This window comes from Sphingobium rhizovicinum (genome assembly GCF_042647625.1).
In the GTDB taxonomy this organism is placed as follows: domain Bacteria; phylum Pseudomonadota; class Alphaproteobacteria; order Sphingomonadales; family Sphingomonadaceae; genus Sphingobium; species Sphingobium rhizovicinum.
In genome coordinates, this window is the sequence record NZ_JBHRVU010000004.1 from 1,137,395 (window position 1) to 1,149,157 (window position 11,763).

Annotated in this window: 11 protein-coding genes and 1 pseudogene; 6 read left to right on the top strand and 6 right to left on the bottom strand. The window is 62.9% G+C overall.

What is annotated here, in order from left to right; genetic code table 11:
* Window positions 1–30: 30 nt before the first annotated feature.
* From rimO to serS, 5 genes and pseudogenes are all read right to left on the bottom strand, one after another.
* Window positions 31–1,413 (bottom strand): 30S ribosomal protein S12 methylthiotransferase RimO, encoded by a 1,383-nt coding sequence (gene rimO / locus ACFOKF_RS06950; protein ID WP_380797685.1) that lies wholly within the window; start codon window positions 1,411–1,413, stop codon window positions 31–33.
* Window positions 1,414–1,519: 106 nt separating this feature from the next.
* Window positions 1,520–4,345, bottom strand: coding sequence for a TonB-dependent receptor domain-containing protein (locus tag ACFOKF_RS06955; protein WP_380794324.1), 2,826 nt, complete (start codon window positions 4,343–4,345; stop codon window positions 1,520–1,522).
* A 143-nt stretch (window positions 4,346–4,488) separates the two neighbouring features.
* Window positions 4,489–5,544 (bottom strand): potassium channel family protein, encoded by a 1,056-nt coding sequence (locus tag ACFOKF_RS06960; RefSeq protein WP_380794326.1) that lies wholly within the window; start codon window positions 5,542–5,544, stop codon window positions 4,489–4,491.
* Window positions 5,541–6,605 (bottom strand): peptidoglycan DD-metalloendopeptidase family protein, encoded by a 1,065-nt coding sequence (locus ACFOKF_RS06965; RefSeq protein WP_380794328.1) that lies wholly within the window; start codon window positions 6,603–6,605, stop codon window positions 5,541–5,543. Before ACFOKF_RS06965 ends, ACFOKF_RS06960 begins: the two co-directional genes overlap by 4 nt.
* Window positions 6,606–6,671: 66 nt before the next feature.
* Window positions 6,672–7,953: pseudogene (gene serS, locus ACFOKF_RS06970) on the bottom strand (serine--tRNA ligase).
* 181 nt (window positions 7,954–8,134) lie between these two features.
* Between serS and ACFOKF_RS06975 the strand changes: the two are divergent.
* The 4 genes from ACFOKF_RS06975 (at window position 8,135) to ACFOKF_RS06990 (ending at window position 10,452) form a co-directional block, all read left to right on the top strand.
* A complete protein-coding gene (locus ACFOKF_RS06975) occupies window positions 8,135–8,437 on the top strand; it encodes a hypothetical protein (RefSeq protein ID WP_380794330.1) in 303 nt (100 codons plus the stop codon).
* A 24-nt stretch (window positions 8,438–8,461) separates the two neighbouring features.
* Window positions 8,462–8,974: a hypothetical protein gene (locus ACFOKF_RS06980; RefSeq protein WP_380794332.1), complete on the top strand. Its 513-nt coding sequence runs from the start codon at window positions 8,462–8,464 to the stop codon at window positions 8,972–8,974.
* 570 nt (window positions 8,975–9,544) lie between these two features.
* Window positions 9,545–10,009: an RNA polymerase-binding protein DksA gene (gene dksA / locus ACFOKF_RS06985; protein WP_093019981.1), complete on the top strand. Its 465-nt coding sequence runs from the start codon at window positions 9,545–9,547 to the stop codon at window positions 10,007–10,009.
* A 68-nt stretch (window positions 10,010–10,077) separates the two neighbouring features.
* Window positions 10,078–10,452 carry a PilZ domain-containing protein gene (locus ACFOKF_RS06990; protein WP_380794335.1) on the top strand — a complete coding sequence of 125 codons (375 nt, stop codon included), beginning with the start codon at window positions 10,078–10,080 and terminating at the stop codon, window positions 10,450–10,452.
* A gap of 189 nt (window positions 10,453–10,641) precedes the next feature.
* Here ACFOKF_RS06990 and ACFOKF_RS06995 read toward each other — a convergent pair whose 3' ends face one another.
* The gene (locus ACFOKF_RS06995) at window positions 10,642–10,800 is read right to left on the bottom strand and encodes a YdcH family protein (RefSeq protein WP_380797687.1); all 159 of its coding nucleotides are present in this window, start codon (window positions 10,798–10,800) and stop codon (window positions 10,642–10,644) included.
* A 187-nt stretch (window positions 10,801–10,987) separates the two neighbouring features.
* On the opposite strand from ACFOKF_RS06995, the gene ACFOKF_RS07000 reads away from it, so the two are divergent.
* Both ACFOKF_RS07000 and ACFOKF_RS07005 read left to right on the top strand, forming a co-directional pair.
* A complete protein-coding gene (locus tag ACFOKF_RS07000; RefSeq protein ID WP_380797690.1) occupies window positions 10,988–11,167 on the top strand; it encodes a YdcH family protein in 180 nt (59 codons plus the stop codon).
* A gap of 100 nt (window positions 11,168–11,267) precedes the next feature.
* Complete coding sequence (locus ACFOKF_RS07005; protein WP_380794338.1) at window positions 11,268–11,720, top strand: DUF1465 family protein; 453 nt, start codon at window positions 11,268–11,270, stop codon at window positions 11,718–11,720.
* Window positions 11,721–11,763 lie beyond the last annotated feature (43 nt).

An 11,763-nucleotide genomic window follows, 5' to 3' on the forward strand; every position in this document is an offset into this window, starting at 1 on the left:
GCGCGAAACGAACGGAGGCAGGATTTGGGTTTAGGCCGGCACGCCATACAGATCATGGTCGTCGGCATCCTCGATCAGCACATCGAACATGTCGCCGGCCTTCCGCCCTTCACCCACATCGCGCAGGAAGACATTGCCGTCGATTTCCGGCGCGTCGGCCTGGCTTCGCGCGGTCGCGCCGATACTGCCATCTTCCTCGTCCGGCTCGCCGACTTCGTCGATGATCACGGGCAGGATGCGGCCGACCTTTGCCTGCAACTTGGCGGCGCTGATCGCGGCGGTCTTTTCCATGATGCGCTGATAGCGCTCTTCCTTGACTTCTTCGGGCACCGCGCCGGGCAGGGCGTTGGCGGCAGCCCCCTCGACCGGCTCGAAGCGGAAGGCGCCGACGCGGTCGAGCTGCGCTTCCTCCAGCCAGTCGAGCAGATACTGGAAATCGGCCTCCGTCTCGCCGGGGAAACCGACGACGAAGCTGGAACGGATCGCGATGTCCGGGCAGATGCTGCGCCACTTGCGGATGCGGTCAAGCACCTTGGCTTCGTTGGCGGGGCGCTTCATCGCTTTCAGCACGCTGGGCGCGGCATGCTGGAAGGGAATGTCCAGATAAGGCGTCAGCAGCCCTTCGGCCATCAGCGGGATGACATGATCGACATGGGGGTAGGGGTAGACATAGTGGAGGCGCACCCAGGGGGCGATGCCGTCCGCCGTGCGCAACTGGCCCAGTTCGCGCGCCATGTCGGTCATATGGGCGCGAACCTCGCGCCCCTTCCAGTTGCGCGCTTCGTGCCGCGTATCGACGCCATAGGCCGAGGTGTCCTGGCTGATGACCAGCAATTCCTTCGTGCCGGCCGCGACCAGCTTTTCCGCTTCGCGCAGCACCGCGTCGATGCGCCGCGACACCAGATCGCCCCGGATCGAAGGGATGATGCAGAAGGAGCAGCGATGGTTGCAGCCCTCTGAAATCTTCAGATAGCTGTAATGGCGCGGCGTCAGCTTGAGGCCGCCTTCGGGCACCAGATCGACAAAGGCGTTGGGGATGGGTGGCGATGCATCATGCACCGCATTGACCACCTGCTCATATTGATGCGCGCCGGTGACGGCCAGCACCTGCGGGAATTTCGCACGGATCACGTCGGCTTCGTCGCCCATGCAGCCGGTCACGATGACGCGGCCATTTTCGGCCATCGCCTCACCAATGGCTTCCAGCGACTCTTCTTTCGCCGAATCGAGGAAGCCGCAGGTGTTGACCAGCACGACGTCGGCGCCGGCATAGTCGGCGGACATCTGATAGCCGTCGGATCGCAGCTTGGTGAGGATCCGTTCGCTGTCCACCAGATTTTTGGGACAGCCGAGCGAAACCATGCCGATCTTCGGCGCGTCGGGGATTTTGGTTGCCATGATCGGCGCGCACATAGGGATTTTTGCGCCAAATGTCACGGGGGCGTCATGCACGGCCCATCAAAAGAAAAGGGCGCGCTCAACGGGCACGCCCTTCTTCAGTGTCAAGTTGCTCGATTGGTTACATTTTGTAGGACAGGCGCAGATAGCCGAACTGACCCGGCACATCATAGCTGGTCGTGTCGAAATTCGCGCCGTCGCAGGTGCCGCACAGCGGCGGATCCTTATCGAAGACGTTGTTAACGCCGATCGTGAAGCGCGCCCGGTGATCCATCCAGTCCGGCGAGAAATAGGCCTGAATGTCGCCATAGAAGGTCGCCTTCATGACGTTGCCGTCGCCTTCGGTGACTTTGCTGAGATAGCGGCCGGTGAAGGACAGGCCATAGCCTTCAGTCGAATAGTCCAGCGTCGCATTCGCCTTGAAGTGCGGATAGGCCTGATCGCTCGACCCGCAGCGTTCCGTGCCGGCGCATTTGATCGTCGGCGCCCCCAGATCGGCTGGCGGCTTGATGTTGTACTTCAGCAGATAGGCGGCGTTGACGTTCAGGCCGATTGAGCCGTTGCCAACCATCTTCGACCGATAGTTCAGCGTACCGTCGATACCGTCGGTTTCGATCGCGTTGAGGTTTTGCAGCACGCCGTTGATGCCCGCGACCGCGCCGCTGCCGGTGCGGCTGATGGCGGCGCAACTGATCGGATCAGCTTCAAAGGCGCAGCGCTGGAGCGTGAGCGACGCGGGGACCGAGTCGATCGCGTTCTTCAGCTTGATCGTGTAATAATTGACTTCGATGCTGAACTGGCTGGCGAAGCTGTCGCGCGCCCAGGCGGGGCTGTAGACGCCGCCCGCCGTCCAGGTCTTCGACGTTTCCGGCTTCAGGCCGGTGAAGCCCTGCGAGAAGACGCCGAGTTGGCCGCCCTGCGGTTCGGCATAGCTGCCATTGGCCGGCACGCCATTGGCGATGCAGTTTGCCCGTACGGTGGCATTGGTCTGCCAGGCGCTGCCCGCCACGTTGGTGCAGGGATCATTGATCGTCGCGTCCGTGCGCGACCGGCCGGCATAAAGTTCGCCGATGCTGGGCGCGCGCAGGCTTTCCGCATAGCCGCCACGCAGCAGCAGGTCGCGGGTCGGCTTCCACAGGCCCGACACGGTGTAGGTCGTGTTGCTGCCAAAGCTGCTATAGTTGGAATGGCGCACTGCGCCGTCCAGCTCCAGCTTCTGGAAGAAGGGCGTATTGGCCAGAATGGGAACGCGCAACTCGCCGTAAAATTCGTCGACGTTGAAGCCGCCGCGCGCAGGGCTGGTCGGCACATCGGCACCCAGACCCGCGGTGATGATCGGGTCGGGCGTGTAGGACGCCTGCTGATCACGATGTTCATAGCCGATGGCGAAGCCCACCGCGCCGGCCGGCAGGTCGAACAGGTCGCCCGACAGGTTGGCGGTGACGTCCCACAATTCCTGTTCGCTGCGGTCGCGCTCGTCAAAGGTTACATAATCGAGCATCGCCTGCGTGATGGAGCCGGCGCCGCCGAAGATGTTGAAGGGCACGCATTCGCCGGTGCAGGCGCCGACCGGGCCAAGCGCTTGCGCCAGTTTGGCGGCGTTGAGGTTGCCGGTGAAAGTCTGGTGCGCATTGTTGGTGCCGTAATTGCCGTTGACGTCCCAATACCATTTATGGTCGCCGACATCGAACGTGCCCTCCAGCGTCGCCGCCATCGTCAGGGTATCGACTTCCTGACTGAAGATGCGCGGCCCGCCCTCCACGAAGCGACGGCGGATGGTCGAATAATTGGCCGGCGATCCGTCCGCGCCCGACGACAATGTCACGCCGAACGGGTTGTAGGGGTTGCTGGCGTCGACCGATATGGTGTCGAGCAGATTGCCGTTGCCCGCATCAGGCCCGATGAACAGCGGCAGGAACGCCGCCTGCGTGGTCGATTCGCGATGCTGATAGACCAGCCGCGTGCGCAGGCTGACCGCGTCGGAAAATTCGAATTTGCCGTTCAGGAAGGCACCATAGCGTTCGGACGGGGTGAGCAGATAATTATAGGGCGCGAAATTGAAGGAGTCGGTCGAGCTATTATAGGCGCGATAGTCGCTTTCCACCGGCGCGCGACCGATGATCGGATTGCTCAGCGTCAGGCTGCGCCCCAGCACATCGTAACGGCCATTGGGCGTGGCGCTGGAGCAGCCGCCATCGGCGCAGCTGCTGCCGCCTGCCGCGGGCCATTGCGAGATGGAGCGGTCGGCCGTGCTGACACCTTCCTGCTTCACATAATTGCCGCCGACGACGATCGACACGCGATCGGCCTGAATGCCGTAGCTGGCGTTGATGTCATAGGTGTGGCCGTCGCCCTGGCGATAGGTGCCGAACTGGGCCGACATATCGAGGCCCTTTTGCGACTGGCGCGTGATGATGTTCACCACGCCCGCAACCGCGTCGGACCCGTAAAGCGGGGAAGCGCCCGATTGCAGCACTTCCACCCGCTCAATCATGCTCTGTGGGATGGTGTTGAGGTCGACCGAGGCCGGGATGCCGCCCGCTGCCGATCCGTTGACGTAGCGCATGCCGTCAACCAGGACGAGCGTGCGCTTGGCCCCCAGATAGCGCAGATCGATTTCGGCCGAACCGGAGCTGACGCCGGTGCCGTCGGGCGGGCCGCCAATATTGCCGGCATTGTTGGTCTTGGTGTTGAGGCCGCCCGCCGCGCTGGGGATGCGTTGCAGCACGTCGGCGATCGAGGTGAGGCCGGTCCGTGCGATCGAAGCCTGATCGACCGTAACGATCGGCTTGTCCTGATCGAGAGGGTCGCGACGAATGCGTGATCCGGTGACGATGATGGCGGCGCCATCTTCGGCCTGCGGTTCAGTGGATTGGGCGTATGTGGGAACAGTCCAGGCGACGACTGACAGGACGACGCTGCATTGCAAGGCACTCTTAAAGCGCATGTTACACCCCTCTGAGAGATCGGTGAGAGGAGTGTTTCCGTTCTACTACAGCAAGGCAATCGGGCGCGTGGGATATGTAGCGCGAATTTTGCAATATGTTGCCGGATCGCAACAAATATGTTCGGTTCGTCTCTGGTTAGGCGCTATTCGTCGGCGGGCGCGCGCGCTTTGTCCTTTTCTTCCACAATTTCGATGATCACATCGCCAGTCTGAAGGCGGCGGGCTTCTTCCTCCCAAAAGCCGATAGGCCGGTCGGCGCGGTAAATGCGCACGCCTAGTCCAGTACCGATGGCGGATAGCGGGTGGCCGATTTCAGTCGGCAGCACGGGCCGTTCATGGAGCTTAACACGCCCGCCCGAAGCGGCAAGATCCGCCATATAATCGGCGATGTGTGCGCCGCTGGTGCTGCCGGCCAGCAACAGGCCGGCAAAGCTGACCGGATTGATGACGGTTGTGGCGCCGGCCTGTCGCGCGGGCAGTTCATTATCTTCGTTGCGCACGACGATGCTGATCGGCAGGCGCGGGGCCAGATGCCGGGCGGTCAGGGTGATGAGGATCGACGTGTCGTCGCGCCCGGCTGACACGATCATGCTGCGCGCGCGGTGGACGGCGACATCCTTGAGCGTCTTGTCCCGCGTGGAATCGCCGCACAATATGTTGCAGCCCAGATCCTCCGCGATGGCCAGCGCCTTTTCGCTGCCGTCGATGACGACGATCTCGCGCGGGTCTGCGCCGCGCGCCAGCAGTTCATGCACCGCTTCCTGCCCGCTGGTGCCAAAGCCGGTGACGATGATGTGATTATGCAGGTCTGCCTGAATACGCGCCATGCGCCACCTGTAGAGAATGTTGCGGAAGAAGAGATTATAGGCCGTACCAAGAAAGATCAGCCAGACGAACAGGCGGATCGGCGTCACGAAGATGGATTCGAAGAGCCGCGCTTCAGGCGTGACCGGCACGATGTCGCCATAGCCGACCGTTGTTACCGTCACCGTCGTAAAATAGAGGACGTCGATGAAGCTGATCTGATTGTCGTAATTGTCCTTGAGGCCATCGCGCCCGAACCAGTGCAGCGCCAGCACGATCGCGATCAGGCCGAAAACCAGCGCCACACGCCAGGTCAGATCCGCCCACATCGGCAGGCCGGATCGCCGCCGCAGGAAGCCGGCGGTGCCGGACGGAGGCGACGGGTTGATCCTCATGGCGACGGTAATTGTCCCAGCGGGTTCACGGGCACACGGTCCTTGCGCAGTTCGAAGTGCAGCTTTGGCTTGCTGGCATAGCCGGTGTCGCCGGTCAGGCCAATCACCTGTCCCTTCGTCACCTTCTGCCCGCGCACCACGTCGATCCGGCTGGCATGGCCATAGGCGCTGACCCAGCTGTCGCCATGATTGAGCAGGACAAGGCCGCCGAAGACGGCGATCCTGTCCCCGGCATAGGCGACGACGCCGTCGGCCGCTGCACGGATGGGCGTGCCGATGGGGGCGGCGATGTCGATGCCATTATTCTTCGCGCCGCTATCCCCCGGCCCGAAGCGCGAGAGGATCGCGCCCTTGAGCGGCCAGGCGAAGCTGCCGGAGAAACGGCCGGGTTGGGCGGCGGGGAGGTTGGTGGGCAGCGGCTTCGGTTTGGTGGAGGCGGCGGCGGTGCGCGCGCCTTCCGGCAGGGCGGGCTGGCCGCCGGTCAGCACATCATCAATGTCGATGCGGAAGGCGGCGGCGCGCTGTTCCATGCTGGCGGGGCGGGTGGGGACGTCGCCCGGCAGCAGCAGGCGCTGGCCACGGCGCAGCACATAGGGTTCGGCAAGGCCATTGGCGTCTACGATCCGCCGCCATGGCACGCCATAGGCGGCGGCGATGGCGATGCCCGTTTCCCCTGCCGCCACCAGATGATAGCGGCCACCCGGAATGGCGAGCCTCTGACCGGCGTTGATTGCATAGGGCGGGGCTAGCCCATTGGCGCGGGCGATCGCTTCGGACCCGGCGCCGGTACGGTTGCCCACGCCGCGCAGCGTGTCGCCCGGCTGGACGATATAGGTGGAGGCGCGCACTGTCGCCGCGTTCGCAACGACCTGCTGCGCGTTCCAGACCGGCTCTGGCTCCGCCAGCTTCACATTGGCGGCGCCGGCGCCGATGCGCGGCGGCGGCGTCGGTGCGGGATGCGCGGCGGGGGCCGGTTCGCCGCGCTCTGCCTGATTGGGAATACAGGCAGCCAGCGCCAGCGATGTCAGGGGCAGGGCGAGAAAAATCGAAGAGCGACGCATTGCCCTTCATTTACTGCATTATAGGACGCTTTCCAGTCCCTTAACCTTTTGCCCCAGCCGCTCCGATCAGCGCGGCTCCAGCTTCGTCAGGCCGCCCATATAGGGCGCCAGCACATCGGGCACGATCACACTGCCGTCGGCCTGCTGGTAATTTTCCAGCACCGCGACCAGCGTGCGGCCCACGGCCAGGCCCGATCCGTTCAGCGTGTGCAGGAAGACGGTCTGCTTCGACCCTTCCGGCTTGAAGCGGGCATTCATCCGCCGCGCCTGAAAATCGCCGCAGTTGGAGACGGAGCTGATTTCGCGATAGGTGTTCTGGCTGGGCAACCAGACTTCAAGATCATAGGTCTTGCGCGCGCCAAAGCCCATGTCGCCCGTGCACAGCAGCACCTTGCGATAGGGAAGGTTCAGCGCCTGCAAAATGCCTTCCGCCGCAGCGACCATGCGTTCATGCTCGGCCGCGGATTCCTCGGGCGCGCAGATGGCGACCAGTTCGACCTTTTCGAACTGATGCTGGCGAATGAAGCCGCGCGTGTCGCGCCCGGCGGAACCGGCCGGCTTCCGACCGGAAGCAAGGGGTGAGGGCGGTCAGGCGCAGCGGCAGGCTGTCCGTCGGCACGATCTGGTCATTTACCAGGTTGGTAAGGGACACCTCGGCCGTGGGGATCAGCCAGCGGCCGTCAGTGGTCTTGAACAGGTCTTCGGCGAATTTGGGCAGCTGACCAGTGCCGTACAGGGCATCGTCCTTCACCAGCAGCGGGACGATCGTTTCCTCATAGCCGTTGGTCGCGGTCTGGGCGTCCAGCATATATTGCGCCAGCGCCCGGTGCAGCCGCGCCATTCCGCCACGCAGCGCCGTAAAGCGCGCGCCAGACAGCCGCGCGCCGCCTTCGAAATCCAGCCCCAGCGCCGGGCCGAAATCGGCATGGTCCTGCGGCGCAAAGTCGAAATCGCGTGGGCTGCCCCAGCGCATGAGTTCGACATTGTCAGCTTCGTCCGCACCCTGCGGCACATCGTCGGCGGGCAGATTGGGGATTGCGGCCAATATGTCGCGCAGCGCCGTTTCGGTGTCGCGATCATCCTGCTCCAGCGCGGGCATGCTTTCCTTGAGCGCTGCGACTTCGGCCTTCAGGGCTTCCGCCTTCTCCATATCCTTGGCCGCCATGGCCTGGCCGATCAGCTTGCTCGCTTCGTTGCGGCGGGCCTGGCCCTGCTGCAACTGGGTCTTGATGGCGCGGCTTTTCTCATCGACCGCCAGGATTTCGGCGGAGATCGGGGGGAGGCCGCGACGGGCCAGAGCAGCGTCGAAAGCGGCGGGATTTTCGCGGAGGAAGCGGATGTCGTGCATGGGCCAGCCCTATGCCGATCCGTAGTGAATCGCGCAAGTCCGCGCGCCGGAAACGAGCGGCGCTCCGGTCGCTTATCTCCGGCAGATAAAAAAAGGGCGGCCCCCCGAGCCGCCCTTCATACTGTCCTCGCAACGAGGAAATCGTCAGGCCGCAGCTTTCGCCTTGCGATCGGCGAAGCGTTTGCGGGCGACCAGCGCCACGGCGGCCGCGCCGAACAGCAGGATCATCGGCGGCGCAGGAACGTCGGTGCCGCCCGTGCTGCTCGATCCGCCGCTCGAGCTGCTCGAGGAGCTGCTGGACGAAGAAGAACTGCTCGACGACGAGGAGGACGAAGAGCTGCCGCTCGATCCGGTGCTGCTGCTGCCCGTGCTGCCGAAGCTGGACGATCCGCCCGAAGACGAGGAGGAGCCGCTGGACGAGGAAGAGCTGGACGAACTGCTGCTCGACGATCCGCTGCTGCCGCTCGAACCAGAACTGGAATGATCCGGCTTGTCGGGATGATGCGGTTTGCCGCCGCTCGATCCGCCCGAACTGCTCGAAGACGAACTGGACGAGGAGGAGGACGAGCTGGAGCTGGACGATGATGACGAACTGGAGCTGACACCCGAAGATGTCGACACGCCGCCGGTGGAGGTGGAAACGCCGCCTGTGGACGTCGACACACCACCCGTGGAAGTCGAAACGCCGCCTGTCGATGTGGACACGCCGCCGGTGGTCGAACTGGTCGAGCTGCTGATGCCGCCGGTCGAGCTGCTGGTGGACGAGATGACGACCGATCCACCGCTGCCGCCGCCACCGCCGCCAAAGAAACCGCCGATGAAGCCGCCGCCGCCAAAGCCGCCGCCACCGCCCATCACGACCGGCACGCCGCCACCGCCGCCGGACATGACCGGCATTTCAGCTGCTGGCATCGGGGCGGGCAGGGGAATGGGGGGCAATTGCGTCGTGACCGTCACCACTTGCGGCGTGACGGTGCGAACTGTCTTGACGACTTTGCGCTTTATGGTGCGGACGGCGTAGCGCTTCTTGGGAGCGGCCTTCACGCTTTTGGTGCTTTGGACCACCGCCGGCCGCGCGTTCTCGGCGACATGGACGGCGCCGCCGCCAATGATCGCTCCGCCGCAGGTGCAGGCGCATAATTTAGCCAGGGCCATCCGAACCGACATTGTGCCACTCTTATCTTTGTTGTTTCCGCTTTTCCCTACCGGAACGGATTCGGTTGGGACTTTGGGAACTTCCTATTTCATAAGAGCGCAGAATAAATGGTTAACTGCAATCCCGTTAACATTGAATATTGCTGCCAGGGCACGGTAATTCCTCTGTTTTGCTCAAGAAATATGATTAACGTCCCACTCTGGCACGGCAAAATGGCGGATCGTGAATATGTTCGTCATTCCCGTAAGGCCGTTTCTACCCCGACAGTCAGGATCATCATGGTCGTTCAGCCATGCGCAAGTCGGCGCTTGCTACGGACAAGGTGTTGATTGCCCGCTTGTATCGCCCCGCACCGATGGCTATGAGGCCCGGACAATCAAGATCATGGGCGCCCGGAAATGCAAGCGCCGGGAGCCTTTCGAGTCGGAGAGCCAGATGGCATCGGTCCTGAATTCCGATAAAGACGGCGAAAAGCCGCCCAAATCGACGGTAACGCTTCCCGCTGACTATCGCCCTTCGCCTGACGAAGAGTTTATGAATCCGCTTCAGCTGGAATATTTCCGGCAGCGGCTGTGGGACTGGAAGAAGCAGATACTGGCCGAAGCGGAGGGCACGCTGGCCGTATTGCAGAATGAACCGCTCCGCGAACCTGACCTGAACGATCGCGCGTCGAGCGAAACCGACTGGTCGATCGAACTGCGCACCCGCGATCGCCAGCGCAAGCTGATTTCCAAGATCGATTCCGCCCTGCGCCGTATCGATGATGGCGAATATGGCTATTGCGAAGTGACTGGCGAACCGATTTCGCTCGGTCGGCTGGAAGCCCGGCCGATCGCGACGATGACGGTCGAAGCGCAGGAACGCCATGAGCGTCAGGAAAAGATCTCGCGCGACGATTAACGCTTTGTCCATCACCCCGAGATTAGAATGCCGGCCATTCAACTGTCCTCCTAATCGCGGGTTTTTTCATGGATGAAGAGCGGGATATTTCTGATCGGGGGCCGGCGCGCGCCGCGCCGCGCGACAGCCTGTTCCTGCTGACCAGTCTCCAGACGATCGACGGCGATCAGTTGGGAAAGGCGCGTATTCGCAACCTGTCGGCCACGGGTTTGATGGCGGATTGCGAGCGGGCCGTGCCAACGGGAACGCGGGTCGAATGCGATCTGCGCGGCGTGGGCAAAGTGACCGGCACGGTGGCATGGGCGCGGGAAGATAAGATCGGCATGGCATTTGACACGCCAATTGATCCGCAACTGGCGCGCAAGCCCGTGTCAGGCGCCGGGGGGCAGCAAAGCATGCCCGAATATCTGCGTCAGTCTCAATTCATCACCCCGCGCCGCTGATCGCAAAGCGCTTGCCCTGATGAAATAATAGCCCCGCTGACCATCGGTCGCCGGGGCTTTCTGCTTTTGAAAGGCTTTGAGCCAGTTTGAAAACTGGCAAGCCACCATCATAAAGTGCGAACTGGAAGGGTCGGGTCGACGGTCTGCGCCGTCGGACCCTGACCTCCTCCCAGCGTGTCGGTGTGACGACTAATGCTGTGCCGCCATTTCCTCCTTCAACCGCAATTTCTGCTTCTTGAGCGATGCCACCAATATGGCGTCGGGCATGGGCCGACTCGACTCCGCCTTGATTCGGGCATCAAGGCCGGCGTGCTTGGCTGAAAGAGCTGAAATGTGGCTATTTTCCATGACATTCTCCTTACGAGGGTGATGGATGACGAAGTAAATCATGATTCGGGCCGCTTGTCTTGGGCGGATTCGTGCTTTGCGGCGGGACGCAGGCAAATTTGCGATGGCCCGCGCGGGCCGGCCCGGTTATCAGGAGATGTTTGGGCGCGATTAGGGAGAAGAAGGCGCGGTGAGCCGGGAAGACATCATGCGCCGTCTGGAACTGCTGCGGGTGGAGCATCGCGATCTCGACAGCGCGATCGCAGCCTTGTCCGAGGCGGGCGGCAGCGATCAGATGCAGATCGCCCGGCTCAAGAAGCGCAAATTGCGCCTGCGCGACGAGATCGCCCTGCTGGAAGATGCGCTGGTTCCTGACATCATTGCCTGACAGCCGGGTGGTTCGCCGGTGGTCGATCCCAAATGGGACAGGTTGCGCGCCAAAGACCGTTAACGGGCCTGACAGATTCTTGAAATTGTGGCACCGATGCATGATGCGCAGCGCATCCTTTCTTGATCCGGGACTGCATCGCCGGCTGGTCGATGGCCTCTACATGGAGGCCATGGTCATGGCCGATGAGGCGCGATCCTATTTTGACGGCAATGCGTCGCTGGACGATGGCGGCGATGATCCGCTGCGCCGCGTCTCTTTCGCGTGCGAATCGCTCAAGGTTACGACCCGGTTGATGCACATCATCGCCTGGCTGCTGAGCCAGCGGGCCTGGCAGCGTGGCGAGATTGAAGAAGCGGATCTGGTCGACGAGAAATATCGGCTTGGTCGGGCAACCAACACCGACGCCGATCTGGCTGCGACTTTTCCCTTCGCTGCCCGCGCGTTGATCGAGGCAAGCCAGGAGCTATATGAACGGGTCGCTCGCTTGCAGGACCGCATGGATGTGATGAGCGGGCAGGGCAGTGCCGTCATCAGCCGGCGCGTGCGCTGATGGATCGGTTGAGCGGTGCTTTTTGACGACAGGCGGCCGGCCT